The 23,051-nt window shown below is 65.5% G+C and carries 19 protein-coding genes; 3 read left to right on the top strand and 16 right to left on the bottom strand.

The features are described from left to right. Window positions 1–12: 12 nt before the first annotated feature. Entirely contained in the window at window positions 13–981 is a 969-nt protein-coding gene (locus CAG29_RS20900) for a metal ABC transporter ATPase (protein ID WP_085585277.1), read from the top strand. Between the two features lie 65 nt (window positions 982–1,046). Here the strand turns inward: CAG29_RS20900 and hldE are convergent, their stop codons facing one another. The 3 genes from hldE to msbA all read right to left on the bottom strand — a co-directional run bounded on the left by hldE (window position 1,047) and on the right by msbA (window position 5,301). Beyond that, window positions 1,047–2,471, bottom strand: coding sequence for a bifunctional D-glycero-beta-D-manno-heptose-7-phosphate kinase/D-glycero-beta-D-manno-heptose 1-phosphate adenylyltransferase HldE (gene hldE, locus CAG29_RS20895; protein ID WP_085585279.1), 1,425 nt, complete (start codon window positions 2,469–2,471; stop codon window positions 1,047–1,049). Between the two features lie 153 nt (window positions 2,472–2,624). After that, window positions 2,625–3,329 (bottom strand): sulfotransferase family 2 domain-containing protein, encoded by a 705-nt coding sequence (locus CAG29_RS20890; RefSeq protein WP_085585281.1) that lies wholly within the window; start codon window positions 3,327–3,329, stop codon window positions 2,625–2,627. Between the two features lie 169 nt (window positions 3,330–3,498). Next, window positions 3,499–5,301: a lipid A export permease/ATP-binding protein MsbA gene (gene msbA / locus CAG29_RS20885; RefSeq protein WP_085585283.1), complete on the bottom strand. Its 1,803-nt coding sequence runs from the start codon at window positions 5,299–5,301 to the stop codon at window positions 3,499–3,501. Window positions 5,302–5,455: 154 nt separating this feature from the next. On the opposite strand from msbA, the gene CAG29_RS20880 reads away from it, so the two are divergent. Together CAG29_RS20880 and CAG29_RS20875 are read left to right on the top strand one after the other, a co-directional pair. Next, entirely contained in the window at window positions 5,456–7,318 is a 1,863-nt protein-coding gene (locus tag CAG29_RS20880) for a bifunctional O-antigen ligase/aminoglycoside phosphotransferase family protein (protein ID WP_085585285.1), read from the top strand. Further along, window positions 7,318–8,535, top strand: a complete 1,218-nt coding sequence (locus CAG29_RS20875; RefSeq protein ID WP_085640356.1) for an acyltransferase — start codon at window positions 7,318–7,320, stop codon at window positions 8,533–8,535. The genes CAG29_RS20880 and CAG29_RS20875 overlap by 1 nt, the downstream gene beginning before the upstream one ends. A gap of 27 nt (window positions 8,536–8,562) precedes the next feature. Here the strand turns inward: CAG29_RS20875 and CAG29_RS20870 are convergent, their stop codons facing one another. From CAG29_RS20870 to waaC, 13 genes are all read right to left on the bottom strand, one after another. Next, on the bottom strand, window positions 8,563–9,447 hold the full coding sequence (locus tag CAG29_RS20870) for a glycosyltransferase (protein WP_085585289.1): 885 nt from the start codon (window positions 9,445–9,447) through the stop codon (window positions 8,563–8,565). Continuing rightward, a complete protein-coding gene (locus CAG29_RS20865) occupies window positions 9,444–10,598 on the bottom strand; it encodes a glycosyltransferase (protein ID WP_085640358.1) in 1,155 nt (384 codons plus the stop codon). The genes CAG29_RS20870 and CAG29_RS20865 overlap by 4 nt, the downstream gene beginning before the upstream one ends. After that, window positions 10,595–12,031 (bottom strand): PIG-L deacetylase family protein, encoded by a 1,437-nt coding sequence (locus CAG29_RS20860; protein ID WP_085640360.1) that lies wholly within the window; start codon window positions 12,029–12,031, stop codon window positions 10,595–10,597. Before CAG29_RS20860 ends, CAG29_RS20865 begins: the two co-directional genes overlap by 4 nt. 8 nt (window positions 12,032–12,039) lie before the next feature. Then, on the bottom strand, window positions 12,040–12,936 hold the full coding sequence (locus CAG29_RS20855) for an antimicrobial resistance protein Mig-14 (RefSeq protein WP_085585295.1): 897 nt from the start codon (window positions 12,934–12,936) through the stop codon (window positions 12,040–12,042). Next, entirely contained in the window at window positions 12,936–14,066 is a 1,131-nt protein-coding gene (locus tag CAG29_RS20850) for a glycosyltransferase (protein ID WP_085695069.1), read from the bottom strand. The genes CAG29_RS20855 and CAG29_RS20850 overlap by 1 nt, the downstream gene beginning before the upstream one ends. After that, entirely contained in the window at window positions 14,050–15,807 is a 1,758-nt protein-coding gene (locus tag CAG29_RS20845; RefSeq protein ID WP_085585299.1) for a carbamoyltransferase, read from the bottom strand. The genes CAG29_RS20850 and CAG29_RS20845 overlap by 17 nt, the downstream gene beginning before the upstream one ends. Window positions 15,808–16,034: 227 nt before the next feature. After that, window positions 16,035–16,835 carry a DUF3800 domain-containing protein gene (locus tag CAG29_RS20840; protein WP_085585301.1) on the bottom strand — a complete coding sequence of 267 codons (801 nt, stop codon included), beginning with the start codon at window positions 16,833–16,835 and terminating at the stop codon, window positions 16,035–16,037. A 292-nt stretch (window positions 16,836–17,127) separates the two neighbouring features. Beyond that, a complete protein-coding gene (locus CAG29_RS20835; protein WP_085695068.1) occupies window positions 17,128–18,579 on the bottom strand; it encodes a lipopolysaccharide kinase InaA family protein in 1,452 nt (483 codons plus the stop codon). Next, a complete protein-coding gene (locus CAG29_RS20830; RefSeq protein WP_085585305.1) occupies window positions 18,579–19,331 on the bottom strand; it encodes a lipopolysaccharide kinase InaA family protein in 753 nt (250 codons plus the stop codon). The genes CAG29_RS20835 and CAG29_RS20830 overlap by 1 nt, the downstream gene beginning before the upstream one ends. Beyond that, window positions 19,328–20,062, bottom strand: a complete 735-nt coding sequence (locus tag CAG29_RS20825; RefSeq protein WP_085585307.1) for a lipopolysaccharide kinase InaA family protein — start codon at window positions 20,060–20,062, stop codon at window positions 19,328–19,330. Before CAG29_RS20825 ends, CAG29_RS20830 begins: the two co-directional genes overlap by 4 nt. Beyond that, the gene (gene rfaP, locus CAG29_RS20820; protein WP_085585309.1) at window positions 20,062–20,868 is read right to left on the bottom strand and encodes a lipopolysaccharide core heptose(I) kinase RfaP; all 807 of its coding nucleotides are present in this window, start codon (window positions 20,866–20,868) and stop codon (window positions 20,062–20,064) included. The genes CAG29_RS20825 and rfaP overlap by 1 nt, the downstream gene beginning before the upstream one ends. Beyond that, window positions 20,869–21,990 carry a glycosyltransferase family 4 protein gene (locus CAG29_RS20815; RefSeq protein ID WP_085631002.1) on the bottom strand — a complete coding sequence of 374 codons (1,122 nt, stop codon included), beginning with the start codon at window positions 21,988–21,990 and terminating at the stop codon, window positions 20,869–20,871. After that, window positions 21,990–23,051 (bottom strand): lipopolysaccharide heptosyltransferase I, encoded by a 1,062-nt coding sequence (gene waaC / locus CAG29_RS20810; RefSeq protein WP_085585313.1) that lies wholly within the window; start codon window positions 23,049–23,051, stop codon window positions 21,990–21,992. The genes CAG29_RS20815 and waaC overlap by 1 nt, the downstream gene beginning before the upstream one ends.

The following is a 23,051-nucleotide window of genomic DNA, read 5'->3' as shown; positions in this document are numbered from 1 at the left end:
GCAGGAGCCGACATGCCGCGCACGCTCATCAGAAAGAACCCGAGCAATTTCAAGACCCTGCCGCTGTTCGTCGAAGCCACCCCGGAAGGCCTGACCTACCAGAGCGTCGGCAGGCCGCTGAACTTCGCCCAGACCCTGCAGCGGCGGCGGCCGGTCACGGTGCCGGACGCCGAGCGCTTTGCGCTGGAGCTGGCCAACCTCGGGGTTTCGGTGCGCCTGACCCTGCGTTGGCAGAGCCGCGACTACTGGGTACTGGTGCGCCAGCGCCGGCAGGACCGCGGCGATGTGGTGCTGAAGCTGATCTCAGGCTATGTGCCGGCCCATGAGCTGAACCTGCCCTTGCACACGGCCATCCAGGAAATCGCCGAGGAATGCCTGCTGGAGACGCCCGAAGGCTGGCTCGGCGGGCGCTTCAACGACACCTGGCTGCCGGCGCCTTACGCCTCGGCACTGCATTACCGCGAAGCCCTGCCGTTTCGCCTGACGCCGGAGTCCGGCTCGGCGCGGCCGGTGCGCTGCGCCAGCCTGCAACTGATGGAACGCCCGCGGGCCTACGTGCACCTGCCGACCGCCTCGTTGCAGCTGATCTACGACCTGCGCCTGGACGTGCCCAAGGAAGCCAAGAACCTGAGCCTGTTCCATGTGGACGAGCGGCTGGAAGGCGACCAGTTGGTGGCGCGGCTGGACCGCAAGCGTCCGGACCTTTACCTGATGCCGCTGCAGGACGGCGAGCCGCTGGCCGAGCTGTACACACTCAAGAAAGGCCAGCTGCACCCGGCCGGCACCCGGGGCCTGTACCTGGCCGAAAGCTTCGCCCGGCAGGACGGCTGGCTGGTGCGCGATGAGCGGATCCGCTGGAAGGACTGGCTGCGCCAGCAAGGGCTGACCGCGCCCGCCAAGGACACGGGGCTGGCCCGGTTGCGGGGCAAGGCGACGCAACTGCTCAAGCGAATCGTGCCGAGCAAGAACGTGGGTTCCTGAAAGCCAAAGACCGCGCCGGCGATGGCTCTTGCGAGCGCATCACCGGCGCGGTCTTTTTCAGGGCTTCACTCGGACTTGCGGATCTTTTCCACGATCGCCGTGGTGGAGCTGTTTTCCACCAGCCCCAGCACCTTCACCGTGCCGCCGTAGGCCTTGACGATGTCGGCGCCGACCACTTGGTCGATCCCGTAGTCGCCGCCCTTGACCAGCACGTCCGGCTTGACCTCGCGCAGCAGGTTTTCCGGGGTGCCTTCAGGGAAGCTGATCACCCAGTCCACCGCACCGAGGCCGGCCAGCACGGCCATGCGCCGGTCGACGCTGTTGATCGGACGGCCCGGCCCCTTCAGGCGGCTGACCGACGCGTCGTCGTTGATCGCCACGATCAGACGGTCGCCCTGTGCCCGTGCCTGTTCGAGGTAGGTCACGTGGCCTGCGTGGAGGATGTCGAAGCAACCGTTGGTGAAGACGATCCGCTCGTTGTGCGCGCGGGCATCGGCCACCGCCAGCAGCAGTTGCTCCAGCCCCAGCACGCCGCGCTCGGAGCCTTCTTCGCGCTGGATCGCGCGGCGCAGTTCCGGGGCGCTGATCGCCGCCGTACCGAGCTTGCCCACCACGATGCCGGCGGCCAGGTTGGCCAGCGCCACCGCATGGGGCAGGTCCTCGCCGGCGGCGATCGCCGCCGCCAGGGTGGAGATCACCGTGTCGCCGGCGCCGGTCACGTCGAACACTTCGCGGGCGCGGGCCGGCAGGTGCAGCGCCGGATGCTCCGGGCGCAGCAGGGTCATGCCGTGTTCGCCGCGGGTGACCAGCAGCGCGCCCAGCTCAAGGTCGTGCATCAGCGCCGCGCCCTTGCTCACCAGTTCGTGCTCGTCGGCGCACTTGCCGACGATGGTCTCGAACTCGCTGAGGTTCGGGGTGATCAGGCTGGCGCCGCGGTAGATCGAAAAGTCCTTGCCCTTCGGATCCGCCAGCACCGGGATGCCCTTGGCGCGGGCGGCCTGGATCAACGCCTGGTGGTTCTTCAGCGCACCCTTGCCGTAGTCGGACAGCACCAGCACCTTGATGCCTTCGAGCAGGTCGTCGACCTGTGCGCCCAAGGCCAGGGCATCGGTGGCGAACGGTTCTTCGAAATCGATGCGCAGCAATTGCTGGTGCCGGCTCATGACCCGCAGCTTGACGATGGTCGGCTGGTGCGCGATGCGCTGGAACAGGGCCCGCACGCCCGCGCCCTTGAGGCTGTTGCTCAGGCTGTCGGCGGCCTCGTCGTCGCCGGTCACGCCGACCAGCGAAGCCGGCGCACCCAGCGCGGCGATGTTGAGGGCAACGTTGGCGGCGCCGCCCGGACGGTCTTCGATTTGCTCGACCTTGACGACCGGAACCGGCGCCTCAGGGGAAATCCGTGAGGTTCCGCCATGCCAGTAACGGTCGAGCATGACATCGCCGACCACCAAGACAGGGGCTTGATCGAATCGCGGCATGGACAACTTCATGGAGCAACCCACATACAAAATGAACAGGGGCGCGATATTAGCACAGGGTGGGCGAAGGCTTGTGCAGCGGCTGCAACAGGATGAAACAGCTGACTTTTTTGCTCGTTTTTTGAGCACCTACGCCGCCGTAGGCAGGCCGGCGCACGGCACCGTTCACTCATAGCCGAGCAGGTCGTAGTCGCGCTGGTACACCCGCCGCACCAGCCGACGGGTGCGCACCGAGCAGAACTCCCGCGCCGGCATCGGCTGACGCTGGCGGGAGCCGTTGACGTGAGGCAACCGCCCTTCGATCCCCAAATGTTCGCAGACCAGGTGGAAATCCCGCTCCAGATGTTCCTGGTAGCCGATGAAGTCCAGCGCCAGGTGCCCCAGCGAATCGACGAGAAAGTCGGTTTGCGCGGCGAAGTGCAATTGCCGCGGGATCGTTTCGGCGTGCAGCCAGCGGGCGACGAAGTCATCGAAATCGCGGTAGCGCCTGACCAGCCGCTGGGCCCCTTGGTCACGGCTGCCCAGCTCATTGCCCCGCAGAAAGGCATAGGCCGAGTAGGCGCGCTCCAGCGGATCGCGCACAAAGGCGAACTTGTACGCCGCCGCGTAGCGCTCGGGGAACTGCTCTTCGTACCAGTACAGCGGCAGGTGGCCGGGGCGCCAGCCTTCGAACAGCGCCGTGCAGATGCTGCTGCCGGCGCATTTGGGCACATGGATGAACAGGCAGGCACGCTGCTCGAACGCCTTGGGAAAGGCCCGTTGGGCCGACATCGACTTGTTCACCACTTGCCGGTCGACCACCGGCAGGCGCCCCAGCAGGAAGGCGCGCTGGGGTTTGGGCAGCAGTTTCCAGAGATAACGTTGCAGCATGACGGGATCCGCGTGAAGGGGATGGCCCTTCGGTTCAGGTTCTGGGTTCGTTCAGGAACCTTAACAAGCGCGGTGCCGGGATTTATTCCGGTTTGGTCAAGAAGCGTAAAGGAGCGGATACAAACCGGACCGGTGGCGAGGGGAACTGCTCCCTCGCCACCGCAAGGGGTCAGGCGATGTCTTCGGCCGGGGCGTCCAGGCCCATGGCGTTGAGGCGGGCGTAGTAGCCATTCTGCGCCAGCAGCGACTGGTGGGTGCCGCGCTCGACGATCCGGCCCTGATCCATCACCAGGATCAGGTCGGCCTTCTCGATGGTCGACAGGCGGTGGGCGATCACCAGTGTGGTGCGGCCCTTCATCACTTGATCCAGCGCTGCCTGGATGTGCCGCTCGGATTCGGTGTCGAGCGCCGAGGTGGCCTCGTCGAGAATCAGCAACGGCGCGTTCTTGAGCAAGGCGCGGGCGATCGCCAGGCGCTGGCGCTGGCCGCCGGAGAGCAGCACGCCGTTTTCGCCGACCTGGGTGTCCAGGCCCTGGGGCAGCTGCGCGATGAAGTCCATGGCGTAGGCGTCGCGGGCCGCCTTCTCGATGTCCTCGCGCGGCGCGCCGGCCAGGTCGCCGTAGGCGATGTTGTTGGCCACGGTGTCGCTGAACAGGGTCACGTGCTGGGTCACCTGGGCGATGTGCCGGCGCAGGTTCAGCAGCTTGTATTGCTCCACTTCCACGCCGTCAATCAGGATTTCGCCCTTGTCGTGGTGGTAGAAGCGCGGAATCAGGTTGGCCAGCGTCGACTTGCCGCTGCCCGAACGCCCCACCAGCGCCACCATCTGCCCCGGCTCCGCCGAGAAGCTGATGTCGTCGAGCACCTGACGTTCGGTGCCCGGGTAGGTGAAGCTCAGGTTGCGCACATCGAGACGGCCGCTGACCGAATCGCGCGTGACCGTGCCGGTGTCGATTTCCGGCTCGACGTCCAGCTGTTCGAAGATGCTTTCGGCGCCCGCCACGCCCTTCTGGATGGTCGAGCTGACTTCGGACAGCTGACGGATCGGCTTGGGCAGCAGGCCGGCCAGGGTGATATAGGCCACCATGTCGCCGGCCGAGGCGTCGCCGCGCAGGAACAGCACCAGGAACATCAGGATCGCCATGGCGGTGTAGATGACCAGCTGCAGCAGCGGCGTGTAGATCGCGCCGGTGCGGGTCATGCGCAGTTGCTTGTCGGTGTTGCCTTGGCTGGCGTCGAAGAAGCGCTTCTCTTCATAGGCTTCGCCGCCGAAGCTGCGCACCACGCGGTAGCCCTGGATGGTTTCCGAGGCGACATGGGTCACGTCGCCCATGGCCAGCTGGATCTTCTTGCTCTGCTTGCGGAATTTCTTGCTCGCGGTGCGCACCATCAAGGCGATGAGCGGCAGGATCGCGACCATCACCAGCGTCAGCCTCCAGTTCATGAACAGCAGCGAGGCGAACAGGAAGACGACGGTCATGCCCTCACGGATTACGACCTTGATCGCATCTGTTGCCGCCCCCGTGACCATCGTCACGTTGAAGGTGATGCGCGAAATCAGGTGGCCGGAGTTATGCTTGTCGAAATAGCGGTTGGGCAGGATCAGCAGGTTGTTGAACAGCTGCACCCGCAGGTCATGCACCAGGCCCAGGGAGACCTTGGCCAGGAAGTAGTTGCCCAGGTAGGAGCCCAGCCCCTGCCACGCGGCGATCAGGATGATCAGCAGCGGCACGGCCTGCAGCAGCTGCAGGTCGCGCAGGTAAGGCACGGAGGGGAACAGCGCCGCCTCGGGGTTGGACAGGCCGTCGACGAAGTACTTGAGGATGTAGCCGAGCATCGGCTGAGTCGAGGCGAAGATCAGGAAACCGACGATGCTGATCAGGAACAGACTGATGTACGGCCTGACGTAACCGAGCAGGCGGAAGTAGATTTTCAAGCTCGATGGGCTTGCGGCGGGACTGGAGTCGGTCATATCACGCAGAAGTCGATAAAAAGGACGCTGACTTTAGCACAGCTTCTTCAGGTCTCTGGCAATCGGCGAAAGGCTGGTATTGTTAGGCGTCTCGTTCAGCGTCAAATAGCCATCATCCGAATGGCCGTACCTTTTCAGGATTTAAACTCACAGCATGCAACTTCGCGGCTTCAACAGCACCTCTAACCGGGTCTTCGATTTCATTTGCCTGTGGATTCTTCCCCTCGGCTATCTCCTGCTCCTGTGCGCGCTGTTTTTCCTGCCGGGACGCAGCCTGCACCACAAGCTGTTCTACGGCCTGTTCAGCATTCCGACGCTGATCGCCCTCTGCCTGCGCCCCAGGGAGGCCCGGGAACTGCTGCGCGAGCCGCTGATCGTCGCCCTCCTGCTGTTCGTCGGATGGGCGCTGCTCAGCCTGTGCTGGGGCCCCGCCGATGAACCGGTCGGCGGCATGTTCAAGCCGCCGCTGCACACCGTGCTGCTGTTTGCCGGCTGTTACCTGCTCGTGCGCTACCGCAGCGAGCTGCTGCAGCCGCTGCTGTTCACCGCCGCGCTGATCGCGCTGGCGGCCACGGCCGTGTTCCTGTTCCTGTTCGCCCGCGCCTACGAACCCGGCATGCGCCTGGTCGGCGGCGGGGCGTTCGACAACCCGCTGCTGAGCTCGCACCTGTTCGGCTTCTTCAGCGCCTACTGGCTGGGCATGACCATGATCGCCAAGCGCCGGCAGTTCCTGTGGCTCAGCGTGCCGGCCATGGCGGTGATGTTCATGGCCGTGATCGCGACCGGCTCCAGGACTCCGCTGGTGGCCCTCACGCTGGCGGCGCTGTGGCTGTGCTTCATCTGCTGGAACCGGCGCTCGCTGTTCCTGCTCGGCGCCATGGCCGTCGGCGGCCTCGGGGTGTCCTGGCTGTTCGGCCAGATGCTGATTGAGCGCGGCGACTCCTACCGCCTGGAGATCTGGCAGATGGCCCTGCACAAGATCGCCGAACACCCGTGGATCGGCCATGGCTACAACGCCAGCCTGGCCATCGACCCGGGGGTCGGCTACGACTTCGCCGAGCCCCACAGCTTCACCTTGGGCGTGCTCTATTACGTCGGCATCCTGGGCCTGCTGCCCTGGCTGTTCTTCCAGGTCTGGGGTCTGTACAGCAGCTGGCGCCAGCGTGTGCAGCCGCTGCTGATCCTCGCCTCGGCCCTGCTGGTGTTCGGCATCGGCGCCGGCCTGACGGAAGGCGGCGGCATCATTTCCCGGCCGAAGGAACACTGGTTCCTGCTGTGGATTCCCCTGGCGCTGATCGCCGCCCTGTCCATCAACCAGCGGGCCCGGCGCCTGCTGGCGCTGCCGGTGGAGCCGCTGTCGGCGGCCGGACTGCAGCAGATGGCCAGCGATGCCCAGGTGATCGAAGAGGACGGCCTGGGACCGAAGGTCCTGCGCCTTGGCGACGGCAGTTTCCTGAAGCTGTTCCGCCCGCGCCGCTGGTACACCTCCGGCAGCTTCAACCCCTATTCGGAGCGCTTTGCCGTCAACAGCGAACAGTTGCGCCGGATGGGCATCCCGACCCCGCAAGTGCTCGGCCTCTATCGCCTGGACGACGGCAGCAGCGCCGTGCACTACTCGCCGCTGCCGGGCCACACCCTGCGCCAGGTGCTGCAGGGCATCACCGCCCCGGCGGTGCGTCAGGCACTGGTGGAGCGCTTCGGCCGGTTCATGGCGCAACTGCATGAGCAGGGCGTGTACTTCCGCTCGCTGCACCTGGGCAACGTGCTGGTGCTCGAGGACGGCGAGTTCGGCCTGATCGACCTGGCCGACCTGCGCATCTACCCGTCCGCGCTCGGCCTGTCGCTGCGTCAGCGCAACCTGCGCCACATGCAACGCTACACCGTCGACAAGCGCTGGCTGTTCGAAGACCATCTCGACGCGCTGCTTCAGGGCTATGCCATGACCGCGTCGCAATCCGCTGTGGATAACCTGCACAGGCAAGTGCTGGCCAGCAACGCTCCGGCCCGGGTTCACTGATGAACGAAACCAATCCCCTCATCGCGTTGGCCGCCTATGCGCTGGCCATCGCCAGCGCCGCCCTGCTGCTGCGGGCGGTCCCGACCATCACCCGGCACCTGCAGCACGCCGGAGAGAGCCGTTTCGCCAGCATCGACGGGCTGCGCGGCTACCTGGCGTTCGGCGTGTTCGTGCACCACTCGATCATCACCTGGATATTCCTGCGCACCGGGGTGATCGACTTTCCGCCGAACAACCTCTACGCCATGCTCGGCCAGGGCAGCGTCGCCCTGTTCTTCATGATCACCGGGTTCCTGTTCTGGGACCGGCTGCTGACCCACGGCCGCCGGCACGACTGGCTGGCGTTCGGGATCTCGCGGGTGTTCCGGCTGTATCCGCTGTACCTGCCCCTGATGCTGCTGGTGTTCGTCACGGTGTTCCACCTGCAGGGCTGGGAACTGAAGGAGCCGGGCAGCCAACTGGCCCGGCAGGTGCTGGCCTGGCTGACGTTCGACCGGCCCGACATCAACCGCTACCCGCAGACCGGCATGCTGATCTCCAACGTGACCTGGACGCTGGCCTATGAAGTGTTCTTCTACCTGGCGCTGCCGCTGGCCGGCATGGTGTTCATCTACCGCGGCAGCTGGCGGCAGGTCTTGCTGTGCCTGATCAGCATCTACGCGCTGTATCAGGCGGTGGGCTGGGAGCACTCGCTGAAGAAGCATTTCCTGGCCAGTTTCCTCGGCGGGATCGCGGCGGCCTACTGGATCCGCCGGCCGCAGCTGGTCGCCTGGAGCCGGACACGCACGGCCGGCATCGTCGCCCTGCTGGCCCTGGCGATCGCCTTCACGGCGTTCAACCGGGCGTTCAAGGCGCCGCCGCTGCTTCTGCTGGGGCTGTTCTTCGTGATCGTGGCGTCGGGCAATTCGCTGTTCGGCGCACTCAAGCCGCGCAGCATCCGCTGGATGGGCGAAATCAGCTACAGCACCTACCTGCTGCACGGTTTCGTGCTCTGGGCCATGGTGCAGCGCCTGCCGCTGTGGCTGCAGGTCGATGCACGGGACGCGTGGGTCTACCTGCCGCTGCTGGCGGTGTGCACCTGCCTGCTGATCCTCATCAGCAGCCTGACCTTCCTGTACATCGAGCGGCCGGGGATGGCCCTCGGCAAGACGCTGCTGAACCGGCTGCGCCAGCGCAAGGAAAGCCAGAAACGCCTGGCCCAGAAGGTCGCCCGCTGAAGCCGGGCGCCCTTCCCGGGGGTGGGCTCAATCCTTTTCCAGCGGCGAAAACAGCAAGCGGCCCAGGCCGCGCCAGGTTTTCTTGTTCCAGGCCTTGAACGGGATCTGCGCCAGCAGTTCCCGCGCCAGCTTGCGGTCGCGGTTGGCGGTCTTGAGGAACATCGAGTTGAGCGACTTGAAGCGCACCTCGTCGTACAGCGGATGGTCGCTGAACAACGCGTAGGTGCGCAGGATGTTGTCGATCATGAACCGGTGGTTCTTGTAGGAGTTGGTGGCGTGCTTGCGGTAGCGCGCCATCACCACGTTCAGGCCGTCGATGAAGTAGCCGGCGCGGGTGACCTTCAGTTCGATCAGCAGGTCCTCCAGCCGGATCGTCGGGTCGAAGCCGCCGACCTTCTCCAGCGCTTCGCGGCGGATCATCAGGGTCGGCGCCGGCGGATACGGCTTGCGCTCCAGGAACATGTCATCGAAGTCCAGGCGGCGGAACGGCACGTCGCGGCGCTGGCGCTTTTCCGGGTACAGGTTGCCGTCGGCGTCGATCAGTTCGATGTTGCCGGCGCAGATGCCCACCTCCGGCTTGCCGTCCATGTACGCGACCTGGGTGGCGATCCGGTCCGGGTACATGATGTCGTCGGAACCGAACGGCACGATCAGGCTGCCCTTGGCCCGGGCGATGGCGCCGTTGAGCGTGTTGGTCAGCCCCTGGTTCTGCTGCACGCGGAAGTCGAAGCCATGCTGCGCCTGCAAGGCGCCGATGCGCTGGGCGCTGTCGTCCTTGGAGCCGTCGTCGACCACCAGCAGCTCGATGTTCGGGTAGGTCTGGTTGATGACGCTGAGGATGCTTTCTTCGATGTACGGGCCGTGGTTGTACGACGCGATGATGACGGTGACGAGGGGTTGCGCGTCGCTCATGGCTGTTCCTTGCGGGCCTGTTCCAGGCCGGAGTCGATCAGGTTCAGGTATTCCTGACGGAACACCTCGATGTCGTGCTGTTGCTGCAGATAGCGGTAAGCCTGCGCGCCCTTGGCCTTGAGTTCCTCGTCCGACAGGCCGAGGTAGGCGTCCAGCGCCGCGGTCAGGCCCGACACGTCCTTGGGCGCGACCGCCAGGCCGCCGGCGCCTTCGATCAGCGGCAGCATGGCCGGCACGTTCGAGGCGATCACCGGCAGATGCCCGCTCATGCCTTCCAGCAGGGCCAGGCCCAGGCCTTCGGCCAGCGACGGCATGGTCCAGATGTCAAAGGCGCGAACGTACTGCAGGGCGTTTTCCTTGAAGCCGAGCAGGTGCGCGCGGCCGGTCAGGCCCAGTTGCGCGATCTCCTCGGCCAGCGGCGCCTGCAGGCGGCCGGCGCCGATGATCGCCAGTTGCGTGTTCGGGTACTTGTCTTTCAGCGCGGCAAAGGCCTGCAACAGGTAGGTGTGGCCCTTGACCGACACCAGCCGCCCCAGGGCACCGACCAGACGCACGTCCGGGTCGATCCCCAGCAGCTCGCGGGCACGCTCGCGGCTGTGCTGCAGGCCTTCGGCCTGCTCGATGTCGATGGCGTTGGTGATGGCCCAGGTGTTGGCGTCGGTGAAGCCGCAGGCGCAGTCCAGCAGGTACTGCTTGACCGCCGGCGACACGCCGACGAAGCGCCAGTGCCGGTCGATCAGGCGCTGGGTCTGGCGTCGCCGGTAGAAGCGGTCGTATTCACCGAAGCCATGGGAGATGCCGATGCACAGCGGCACCTTCAGCCAGCGGTTGAGGGCCAGCATCATGTTCACCGGCTTGAAGCGGTTGCAGATCACCACGTCGAACTTTTCCCGGCGGCAGAACTTGTACAACTGCCACATCGCCCGCAGGCGCATGCCCTTGAGGGACTTGTCGGAAAACTCGAAGTACACCGAACGGTCGGCGCGGCTCACCGGCTCGCCCGGGCCAGGCTTGCCGCGCAGGAACGCGGCGGTCACCTCATAGCGATCCTTGGGCAGGGCCTTGACGATCTGCTCCGCGAGGTCGGCAAAATCATGGGCCTTGACGTTGTAGTCCGGCTGCAGCTGCAGCACCTTTGAACGTTGACTCATACCTCTCCCCGCTGGACGCCTGTCTCACCTGGGCGGACCTGCCAGAACAACTCCTGGCGCCGCACCGCTTTTCTGAAGAATTCGTTTTCGCCGTACACCGACGGCTTCCGGCCCGCCAGCAGCCGCTGGAGGCAACGGCGCAGGCGCCGCTTGAACGGGGCCGGCGGCTGCAGGTCGTGCATCATGCCCAGCGCCATGGCCTTGTCGCGCTGCTGCGCGAGCGACAGCGGCAGGCACAGCGGCTGCATCGCCACCGTCGCGTCGAACGCAGGCGGCAGCGCGATGCCCTGGCCGTTGTCGCCCATCGGCCAGCGGTCGTTGTCGTGCAGATGGTTGGCGTAGCCGAGCAGCGTCGGCTGCCAGTCCAGGCCCTCCAGCACCTGCATCACCGCCTGCTGCGAGCAGAGGTGGTCGGGGTGCGGATCGAGGGTCGGGTGCGGCAGCACAATCACGTCGGGACGCGCCCGCAGCAGCACTTCGCGCAGGTCCGCCAGCAGGTTGTTCCAGGTCGGCGCGCCGTCGGCATCGCCAGGCAGCGTGAACGGATTCAAGCGGCGGAACAGCCGGGTGTCGTTGAGGTCGGCCTCCCGCGAGCCCACCGGCCGATCCGGCGCGGCCTGCATCGCCGCCAGTTGCAGGCAGAAGTAGCCGAGCTGCACGCAATGCGCCTGCGGCACGCCGGCCCAACGCGGCACGGCCAGGCTGTCCCAGGCACGCAGACGGCCCTTGAGCCGCGCCGCCTCGACCTTGTCCAGGCCCATCTGCCGGTAGTGATCGGCTTCGATCTCACCGGCGGTCAGCGTCACGATCCACGCCTCGTCGGCCTGGCTGTACAGCCCGTAGGCCGCCAGTTCGGCGTCGTCGGCGTGCGGCGCAATCACCATCACCCGCTGACGGCGGTAGTCCGGCTGCTCCAGCGCCCACAGCAGCGGCTCGCCGGACACCCGGCAAAAACGTCCGCGCAGGCGCAGCCGGCCTTGGGAAAGCGCCTGGGCCTGGCCGCTCAGGTTCAGGTAGCGCAGGCCGTTGACGCCCCGCTCGAAGGTCTGCGCATCCGGGTCGTCGCCGCCGAGCAACTCGACCCGCGGATCGAGAAAACGCCCCAGCCAGGTGCTCTTGACCTTCACGGCGAGGATCAGGGTGGCGTCGTCCACCAGCATCACGCCGTCATCCAGACGCAGTTGCCCACCGTTGAGGTGCACCTTGGGCTGCGGGGTGAACGGCGGGAAGCTGTAGCGATAGTCGTCCTTCGGCGAATAGAACAGGTGATCGGCGAACCAGGCCTCGTGGGCGATCCAGCCGAGCACCGCGAGCAGCGGCGGCAACCACCACGCCACCGCGAAGCCCAACACGGCCAGGACGATCAAGGCGACCAGCAGGCCGATGCGCTTGTTGCGCCGGTGACGCTTGAGCAGTTGCTGTTTGCGGTTCATGGGCGCACTCATACGGTGAACACCGGCACAGGATTGCACCAGCGGTCCTTGTATTCACGGTCGGCGCGACCGAAGGAGAAGCGCAGCGGCTTGCCCAGCGCCCGGGCGTCTTCCCAGGCGCTCTGGGTGTTGAGGAAGCTCAGCACGCTGCCTGGGCTGAATTCGCGGGTTTCCGGATCGACGCCGCCGTTGATGTATTCGACGCTGATCCATTGCGGCGCTTCGACGCGGTACACCAACTGGATGGCGATCGGCGCATCGTTGAGGAAGATCACCGAACCGATCAGCAACTCGCGCAACAGCTCGATCACCTCGGCCATCCGCGCCGCGCCGGTGGCCGGGAAGCCCCAACGGCGCTGGAACAGGTCGCAGTAGATCGCCGCCAGCTCGCTGCTGGAGAACCCACCCACCGGCCGCACCACGCCGCCCGCCTCTTCCAGCAGGCGCAGTTCGCGGCGCTGGTTGTAGCGGAATTTCTTCGACAGTTCTTCCGGGGTGCGGGCCATGGCCAGCTGTTCGGCCTGCGGCTTGAGGCCGCTGAAGCGGGTTTCGTTGAGCGCCGACAGGTAGCGGCCGCGATGGCGCAGCGGCGCTTGGGCGTCGGGCGCCGCCGGCAGGATCAGCTCGGCGTTGCCGAGGTCGAACAGGCCCTTCTTGCCGCTGCGCTTGAGCACGTCCTTGGACAGCGCCAGATCGCGGCCCCAGGTCGGGATCGCGGCCTTGATCTCGCCGTGCTGCTCCCAGGCCAGGTAACGCACCGGGATCCCGGCCAGGGCCGCCAGACGCTCGACCACCATCGGGTGGGTCGCGACGCTGCCGCCGAAACGCTGCCAGGCCTGTGCATAAGTGGAGGCGTCGACGGGCGACCAGCCACGTTCGCGCCAGCCTTGAAAACGATTGAGCATCAGCCCCTCGGTGCCAGATCGGTGACTTGCGGCAAGCGCCAGAACGTGTCGCGCACCGCACGGTCGCTGAAGCGCTCGCGCAGCCGGTCGAACATCAGTTCGGCGCACTGGCGGCGCTGCTGTTCGTCCATGCCGGCCAGGTGCTGCAGGCCCTGGGCCAGGTGTTCGGCATCGCCGAGCGGGAACAGGATCCCCACGCCTTCGACCACTTCCTTCGCCCCGCCGCAGGCGGTCGCCAGCAACGGCACGCCGGCGGCCATGGCCTCCAGCAGCACCATGCCGAACGGCTCGTGGTCGGAGCTCAAGGCAAACACATCGAAGGCGCGGAAGTAGTTGCGCGCCTCCGGCACCTGGCCGAGAAACAGCACCCGGTCGCCGATGCCCAGTTCCCGGGCGAGGGCCTTGAGGCTGTCCTCAAGTCGCCCCTTGCCGAGGATCACCAGTTGACTGTTGGCCGGCAGCCCCGGCAACGCCGCGGCGAAACCGCGCAACAGGGTGGCCTGGTCCTTGTCCGGGTGCAGGCGGCCGACGTTGCCGACGATCCAGGCATCCGCCGTCAGCCCCAGGGTTTCCCGGGCTTCGCGGGCGGAGACCTGACGGGTCTGCAGCGCACCCACATCGATGCGGTTGTAGAGGGTCTGGATCCGGGTCGCCGGCCATTTCGGCAGGCAGCGGCGCATGTCGTCGCGCACCGCATCCGACACGCCGAGCAGGCTCAGGCGCTTGCGGAAGATGTGGGCGAACAGTTTGCGCGAACCGCGCTTGTAGTCGCCGAACGCGTGGTGCACGCCGATCACCGGCAGCGACGTGCCGAGCAAGGCGATGTAGATCGGCTTGAAGCGATGGGCGATGCAGAAACTTAAGTTGCGCGAAGCGGCGATCTTGCGCAGATCGCCGATGGCGCCCAGCTTCAGGCCACGGATGGCCTTGGAGCTGTATTCCATGAACAGCACTTCGTCGGAAGCGCAGGCCGCGGCCACCTCGCTGTCGGCGGCCCCGGTCAGGAAGACCGTGGTCACCCGGTAGCCGGTGCCCGCGAACAGGCTGGCGTACTGCCGCGCGCAGTCCAGGAACGGCCCGTCATAGCCGTGGCAGAACTGCAGCACATGGCGTTCAGCCGAGCGTGTCATAAGCGTTTGCGCCTTCTTTGACCACCAGAATGTCTTCCATGATCAGGTACTGCAGATCAGAACCGAAGAACATGTTCAGCGCGTCGGTCGGCGAGCAGATCATCGGCTCGCCGCGGCGGTTGAGCGAGGTGTTCAGCGACACGCCGTTGCCGGTCAGGTTCTCCAGCGCCTTCATCATGTCGTAGTAGCGCGGGTTGTATTCGCGCTTGAGCACCTGGGCACGGGAGGTGCCGTCTTCGTGGACGACTTCCGGCACGCGGGTCTTCCACTCTTCCGCCACTTCGAAGGTGAAGGTCATGAACGGCGCCGGGTGGTCGATCTTGATCATCTGCGGCGCGACGGTGTCGAGCATCGACGGGCAGAAAGGCCTCCAGCGCTCGCGGAACTTGATCTGGTGGTTGATCCGGTCGGCCACGCCCTCGACGCTCGGGCAGCCGATGATCGAACGCCCGCCCAACGCGCGAGGACCGAACTCCATGCGGCCCTGGAACCAGGCCACCGGGTTGCCGTCGACCATGATCTTGGCGATCTGCTCGGGCATGTTGTCCAGCTTGCGCCAGACCGGCTTGTTCTCGTGACGGGCGCACGCGGCGATCACGTCTTCGTTGCTGTACGACGGGCCGAGGTAGACGTGCTCCATCTTCTCGACCGGCACGCCGCGGGCGTGGGACACATAGGCCGCCGCGCCGACCGCGGTGCCGGCGTCGCCGGAGGCCGGCTGCACGAACAGCTCCTTGATGTCGTCGCGGGCGATGATCTTCTGGTTGAGCTTGACGTTCAGGGCGCAGCCGCCGGCGAAGGCCAGCTTGCCGGTTTCCTTGAGCACGTCGCCCAGGTAATGGTCGATCATCTGCAGGGCCAGCTTCTCGAACAGCGCCTGCATGCTCGCCGCGTAGTGGATGTACGGCTCGTCGGCGATGTCGCCTTCGCGTTTCGGGCCGAGCCATTCGATCAGCTTCGGCGAGAAGTAGAAGCCCTTGCCCTTCTCTTTGTAGCGGCGCAGGCCGATGACGTTGGCGTAGTCGGTGTTGATCACCAGTTCGCCGTTCTCGAACGAGGCCAGGCGCGAGAAGTCATACTTGCTGGCGTCGCCGTACGGCGCCATGCCCATGACCTTGAACTCGCCGTCGAGCATTTCGAAGCCGAGGAACTCGGTGATCGCGCCGTACAGGCCGCCGAGGGAGTCCGGATCGAAGAATTCCTTGATCTTGTGGATCTTGCCGTTTTCGCCGTAGCCGAAGAAGGTCGTGGCGTATTCGCCCTTGCCGTCGATGCCCAGGATCGCGGTCTTCTCCTTGAAGCCCGAGCAGTGGTAGGCGCTGGAGGCGTGGGCCAGGTGGTGCTCGACCGGCTCGATCTTGATCTTCTTCGGATCGAAGCCCAGTTGCTCCAGGCACCAGACGATCTTCTTGCGGTAGCGCTTGTAGCGGCGGTTGCCCATCAGGATCGCGTCGAGGGCGCGGTCCGGGGCGTACCAGTAACGCTTGGCGTAGTGCCAGCGGGCCTTGCCGAACAGGCTGATCGGGGCGAACGGGATCGCCACCACGTCAACGTCGGACGGCTTGATGCCGGCCTGTTCCAGGCAGAACTTCGCCGATTCGTAGGGCATGCGGTTCTTTGCATGTTTATCGCGCACGAAGCGCTCTTCTTCAGCCGCCGCCACCAGCTTGCCGTCGATGTACAAGGCTGCGGAAGGATCATGGCTAAGGGCGCCGGACAGGCCAAGAATCGTCAATGCCACAGGGGTCTAGCCTCTTTAGTCTGCATGCAGGCGCGGTGCGCCTTGAAAAGATGATGTGCCCTCGCACCGGGCGAGAGACAGCTAAAGGGCGGGATTATAGCTTAAAAGCACCGACAAACCTCTAGCGGGAACTGGCCGGAAGCTGCGTTGACATGCCGCATCCCCCGCCATAGACTCAGGCGCAAATGGACTGGGAGATCCCGGTCGGCGTTAATGCCTCGGTGAGATCACCGGGGCTTTTCGCTTTCTGGAGACGGGAAAAGCTTCAGCCCCCAGTTTTCGAAACCCTCTCCAACTTTGTTCCGACCACCGCTGCAATAGAACTTGCGTTTGAGCACATCGAAAGCTCGATTCTCTTGCCCCGCCCTCAGTACGCTCATGCCAATGGGCCTCGCAACAAGGTCAGCCAGTTGCAATCCCGTGGAGTTGACCTGCTTGGTGGCAAACACGATGTCAAACGGCAGTTGAATGCCCAATCGGTTCGCACCACTGCACATCCTGCGAAACTCCAGCTCAAGCTCGTTATCCTCTCGCCTCCCCCGGCGCTCGAAAATCACATGCGTCAGTGCCTGCTGCTGATTCTTCTCCTGCAAAAACTCATAGAGCGTTTCCAGACAAAAACCGAGAGCAAGGTGATACGGGTTGTGGCCCAGGCCTTGTTTTTCACGAAGTGAAGCTTTGTCTATCACACAACTGATCAGAACGAAGTTGCTGGCCTCAATGATGCAGGTCAGTTCCTCAAGAAAAGCATTCTTGTGCTCCCTGGATACGAACAGACCGGAGAACGCTCCTTTTTCTTTACGGATTTCGAGCTCATGCAGACCAATCAAATCGTGCCCCATATGGGTGAACTTGAACTTCTGCAGGGCCGGAATGACTTTCTCGCAATAATGCTTTTTATGAAAGGCGCAAAACGCGAGCACAAAGACTGGATAGTTGCGATCCAGAGTCTGCATCCCATGATCACCGCTCTCATCGACATAAACGATGAAATCGCCGTACTGACAGGCCGAGGGCAATGGAATCACCTAAGGCTTGTTCGCCAGCAAATATGGTTTTCGCAGTCCTTGGACTGGCAATAGATCGCGCAGGGCAGCAGCATCGCGCAGAGGGCGCCGGACATCGACAGATTGACCAGCGGTCACAACCATTTTGATCTTCAAGATTTGCCCTCCAGAAACATCGGGGCAAACTAGCATCGGGGCTTTACGGGGGGGCAGCTCATCGCTTCTGACAAGGCCGTAGGACAAGTCACTAGGATTTGTCACCACATGCCTTGCCCGATTCCATTGCAGAAATTTCTTACGTGCGTACGAACAATCACGCAGCGCCCAATACATCCTTAGGCAACCGCTGATCAATCACCCGGTGCAACGCACTGCCCTCAGGCCAGTTGCGCATGAACCGTGCGCGGTCGCGCGCGTAGGCCGGTGCGAAGCGGCTGGCCGATCCGTGCTGGCACATCGAGTCCAGGTCGATCAGCGCCCAACGGTCGCCCTGCCAGAACAGGTTGTGGCCCTTGAAGTCACCGTGGCTGATGCGCTCGGCGATCAGTTGCGCAAACAGCAGGTCCAGCGCCTTCAGTTCCGGCTCCGGGGCCTCGCCGCTTTCGACGTACGGCGCGAAGCGCTCGATGATGTCCGGCCCCGCCAGATGCTCGGTGATCAGGTAGGCCTTGCGGCGCAGCCAGAAAAACCGCGTTTCCAGCACCGCCAGCGGTTTGGGCGTGGCGATGCCGAGGAACGCCAGGCGATTGCCTTCGCGCCACGAATGCCAGGCCCGGCTCGGCCGCCAGAACCGCTTGAGCCAATGGGCGAAGCCCTTGATGTTGTAGCGTTTGATCACCAGCGTGCGCCCGGCCGCCTCGACCTTGCCGACGCTGGCCGCACCGCCGGTCTTGTACAGGTGGCCACGGTCGAGCAAGGCATCGGCCTGCTCCAGCACCGGAAGCATCGCCGGCTCTTCTTCGCGGCGCACCGCGCGCAGGCCGAACGCGCCGCGCACCACGCTGAACAGCGTGCAGTCGCGGCCGACCTTGGTCAGGTAGTCCTTCAGGCGCCAGGCGCGCACCTTGTCGATCTGCTTCTGCAAGGCCTCCAGCGGCAGCGCGTGCTCGCTGTTGCCCAGCAGGTAATACACCAGCAATTCTTCGGTGAACGGCGCCAGCGACGGGGGCAACTGGGCGAAGAACACACCGAGGTTCTCCAGCACTTTCTGGCGCGACAGCGGCTGGCCGACGTTTTCGGCACGGATGCCGGCGCCGTCGATCAGGTACAGCTGCCCGCCATGGCGCAACAGGTTGTCCAGGTGCAGGTCTTCCTGCCACAGGCCTTTGCCGTGCAACTGCGCGATGGCGCCGAGCGCCTCGGCCAGCACCGCCGACTGTTCGTCCGCCAACACCGGCAGCGACTCGACCTGGCGCCACGCATCGCCCAGGCTTTCGGCGCCTTCGAGGAACTCGAACAGCAGCCAGCCGCCCTCACCGTCCTTCAGGCCGTCGGCCAGCAGCAACGGCGTGGTCATGCCTTGGGCCGCGAGCCGTTGCACGCCATCCAGCTCACGCTGAAAATGCCGCGCCGCCTTGCCGCCCACCAGCAGCTTGGCCAGCACCGGCCGGCCGCGCCACACGCCGGCGCCGACATAACGCTGCCCCGGCAGCACCCGCAGCAGGCTGAGCAGCTGCAGGTCCGCCGGCCCCGCCGCATCGGCCAGCGACACGGTCAACGGCAGCGGCGGCGTACGTCCGGCATCCTTGAGTTCAGACAACTGCATCAGCGGGTCTCCTTGCGGCTGCGCCGTGCGGTCAGGCGCGTGACCCAGCTGTCGACCAGCGATGCGTCGGCCGGCTGGTCGAGATAGGCGGCCAGCAATTCGCGCAACTGCGCCTCGTTCCATTCCGGCGCGCGGCGCAGCAAGGGCTCCAGGTCCTTGACCCGGTCACGCAGGCCGAACAGCAAGGGACGGGTCTTCTCAAGGTCAATCAGTTGCGCCTGATACGCAGCGCCGTCGGCCTTGAGGAAAATGTGCTTGGGATAGAAACAGCCGTGCACCTGGCGCCTGCCGTGCAGGTGACGGGCCAGTTGGCCGCAGGCCTTGAGGATGGCCGACTGCTGCGCCGCGCCCAGATCCGACCAGCGCTGCAGCAGCGAATCGAGGTCGTCCCAGCCGTCGAGGGCGCGGGTCAGCAGGATCGCACGGACTTCGCCGTTGACCTTGCGCGCGCCGAAGAACGCCGCCTGCAACGCCGGGATGCCGAGCTGGCGGTACCGGCTGATGTTGCGGAACTCACGGGCGAACGTCGGCTCGCCGAACGGCGCGTGCAACGTGCGGGTCAGGTAGTCGCTCTGGCGCTTGAGGTAGTAGCCGCAGCCTTCGAGCTCCAGCCTGTACACACTGCTCCAGCCGCCGCCGTCGGTGTTCGGCTCGTCCACCGCGTCGAGCTGCTTGGCCCACAGCGCCTCGAAGGTGCCGAGGCCGTGGCGCTCCAGCAGCGCACGGTCTTCAGCGGCCAGGAAATCAGTCATTCGCGTCCCTCGAAAAATCTCACCACGTGACGGATCCGCTTCTTGTCGGCGGCATTGAGCCGGTCACGCTGACGGTATTGCAGGTAGAAGCGCAGGCGCTGGGTGTTCGACAGGTGATACTTGGCCACCTTGTCGAGGCAGGCCAGGTCCTTGGTGATCCGGTACTTGAGCCAGAAGCCGCGCCAGAAGTCGCCGTTGGGGCAGTCGATCAGGAACAGCTGCGCCTGGTCGTCGATCAAAAGGTTGCGCCACTTCAGGTCATTGTGGGTGAAGCGGTGGTCGTGCATCGTGCGGGTGTACACCGCCAGTTGCCGGCTGATGCCGTCGACCCAGGCGCGGTCCTTGAGCTTGGGATCGTTGCGCTCGGCGAGCGCCGAAAGGTCTTCGGTGCGCGGCAGCTCGCGGGTGATCATCGCGCCGCGGGCATAGGCCGCGCCCCGGCGCTCCAGGCCCCAGGCCACCACTTCGGCGGTGGGGATGCCCCACTTGGCGAAGCGCTTGAGGTTCTGCCACTCCATCTTCACCCGCGGCTTGCCGATGTAGCGGCGCAGGCCCTTGCCGGCGCCGGAGTAGCGCTTGACGTAATAGTTGACCCCGTCGCGCTGCACGCGGATGACCTCCGACAGCGGATCGCGGGTCAGGCGCTCGCCCTGAAGGGCGAACACCGCTTCGAGGGAACCGAAGTCTGCGCTGAGGTCGCGGTAAGTCGGCTCAAGGTTCCAACCCGCCATCAGAGCGCATCCCCGTAACGTTGCTTGCGTGCGTAGAGTTTGTTGGCCTTGCCCTCCAGCCAGCTCAGCAGCGACGCCTCTTCGGCGAGGATCCGGCGCAGCGGCTGCTGGAAGTAGCCCTTGAGGAAACGCAGCTTGTCGCGGCGGGTCAGGCCGATGTCCAGCGCGGAGAAGTACAGCGCCGCCAGGTCCTTGTCGCGCCAGCGCCGGGTGATGGCCGGGCGGGTCTGGGCGCGGTGCAGGTCGATCACCGATAGCTTGAGGTCACCGGCGGTGACCGGTCGGTCGGTGTGCAGCAGGAAGTGGCAGATGTAGCAGTCACGGTGGTTCACGCCGGCGCGGTGCATCATGCCGGTCATGCGCGCGACCTCGGCGATCAGCGCGCGCTTGAGCGCAGGCTGCGGCGGCTGCCGGACCCAGTCGATGCTGAAGTCTTCGAGGCTGACGGTCGGCGCCAGCTCCTCGGTGACGATGAACGAATGCTGGCCCGCCGGGTTGCTGCCCTTCTCGCCGTAGGCGACGGCGGTCATGGTCGGCACGCCAACCTGCTGCAGGCGCTGGATGGCTCGCCATTCCTGGCCCGCACCGAGCACCGGCAGCTTGGCGGTGAGCAGGTTCTTGAAGATCTCGCCCCAGCCGATGCCCCGGTGGATCTTGACGAAATAACCGTTGCCGTCGACTTCCGTGCGCAATGTCCGGCGGGCTTCCAGCTCGCGGTAGACCTCGCCCTTGAGCCCTTCGACCTGCGCGAACGCATCGCGGCCGGCCCACAGGCTCTTGAACGGTTCAGCCAGCATCAACTTCATTTAAGCGTGCTCCGCCAGAATCACATCGGCCGCGTGCTGCGGCATGCTGTACAGATCGGCCGTCCCGGCGAACGCCACGCCGTTGCGGCTCCAGGCCGCCCGCGCCGAGGCGTCGCCGAGCATGTCGGCCAGGTAGCGGGTCAGTTGCGCCTGGTCGAACGGCTCGTCCAGCACCCGCCCGGCGTCGGCCTCGGCGATGTAGTGGGCGTAGCCGCAGACCGCGCTGACCAACACCGGCAGGCCGGCCACCAGGGCTTCGAGCAGCACCGTCCCGGTGTTCTCGTTGTACGCCGGGTGGATCAACAGATCCGCGCCCAGCAGGAAACGCGGGATGTCGCTGCGCCCCTTGAGGAACGTCACGTTGTCGCCCAGGCCCAGGGTGGCGCTCTGCATCTGGAACAATTTGGGGTCATCCTGGCCGATTACAAACAGCCGGGTGCGTTTCCTCAGTTCCGCCGGCAGCGCGGCCAGCGCCTTCAGGCTGCGGTCGACGCCCTTGGTCTTGAAGCCGGAGCCGATCTGCACCAGCAGCAGCTCATCATCCTTGAGGTTGAATTCGGCGCGGAAACCGGCGCGGATCTCGTCCGCATCCGCCGGACGCCGACGGTCCTGGGCGATGCCCGGCGGCAGCAGGTGGAAGCGCTCCACCGGCGTGCCGTAATGCTTGATGAACAGCGGCTGCTGCACTTCGGAAATCATCAGCACTTCGGTCTTCGCATCTTTGGCGAACACCGCCCGCTCGTACTCGGCGAAGTGGCGGTAACGGCCCCAGCGGCGGTACAGCGAATGGCGCAGGTTCTGCGCCTTGTCTTCGAAGCAGCCGTCGGCGGCGTAGTAGACGTCCAGCCCCGGCATCTTGTTGAAGCCGATCAGACGGTCCACCGGGCGCTTGGCCAGGTCGGCCTCCATCCAGGCGCTGAGCTTTTCGTTGCGCCGATGGTTGAACAGCGCCTTGACCGGCGCCACCAGCACCTCGAAACCGGGCGGCACGTCGCCTTCCCAGATCAGGGTGTAGACGCGGATCGCATGGCCGCGCTTCTGGCATTCGAGGGCGATGCGCATGAAATCGCGCTGCAGGCCGCCGAACGGGAAATACTTGTACAGGACAAATGCCAATTGCATCAGCGCAGCTCCTCAGCCATCAACAACGTGCTCAGTCGGCTGGCGACACGCTCGGGGTTCACACGCGTGAAGCACAGGGGCGACTCGCGTTTCAGGTCGAATTGACGGGCGTCTTCGGCCGTCGGTTGGTAGGTGCATTTCTTCTGCAGGCACGGCGCGCAGGGGAAATCGCTGCCCAGGTGGATCTGCACCTTGCCGTAGGCGCCGGTCAGGCCGGGATTGGTCGGGCCGAACAGCGACAGGGTCGGCACATCCAGCGCGGCGGCCAGGTGGCCGAGGCCGGTGTCCACCGCCACGCAGGCCTGGGCGCCGGCCAGCACCTTGCCGACACCGGCCAGGTTGAGCTTGGGCAGCACCTCGGCGTGCCTGAAGCCGGCGGCGATACGCTCGGCCCGGGCCTTCTCCACCGGGTTGCCCCACGGCAGCCTCACGCCGACGCCGAGGTAGCCGACCCGCTCGGTCAGCTCGCGCCAGTAGGCTTCCGGCCAGTGCTTGGTGTCCCAGGTGGTGCCGTGCAGGAACACCACGTAGGCGCTCTTGCGCGGCAGCTCGACCAGGCGCTCGACGTTGAGGCCGTAGTCGCCCAGACCTTTGGGCAAGTCATAGCCCAGGGCGATGGCGAACAACTGGCGCACCCGCTCGACCGCGTGCTGACCGCGGGCCACCGCCAGCTTGCGGTCGTAGAACCGCGCCGCGATCGGCTCGCGGGCCGAGCCCTTGTCCAGGCCCGCCACCGGTGCCTTGACGTAACGGGTCAGCCAGGCGCTCTTGAGCAGGCCCTGGGCGTCGATCACCAGATCGTACTTGGCCGCCCGCACGCTTTGCTTGAAGCGTTTCCACTCGCCGCTCTTGACGGTTTGCCAGAGGTTCTTGCGCCAGCGGCGGATCGCGACCGGAATCACCTTGCCCACGGCCGGGTGCCAGCTCGGGATTTCGGCGAAGCCTTCCTCCACGACCCAGTCGAACTTGATGCCGGGGATCGCCCGGGCCGCGTCGGTCAGCGCCGGCAACGCATGGATCACGTCACCCAGCGACGAAGTCTTGATCAGCAGTACCCGCAA

This window comes from Pseudomonas sp. B7(2017) (assembly GCF_002112745.1).
Lineage (GTDB): Bacteria > Pseudomonadota > Gammaproteobacteria > Pseudomonadales > Pseudomonadaceae > Aquipseudomonas > Aquipseudomonas ekonensis.
This window is presented reverse-complemented; position numbering and strand designations above follow the sequence as displayed.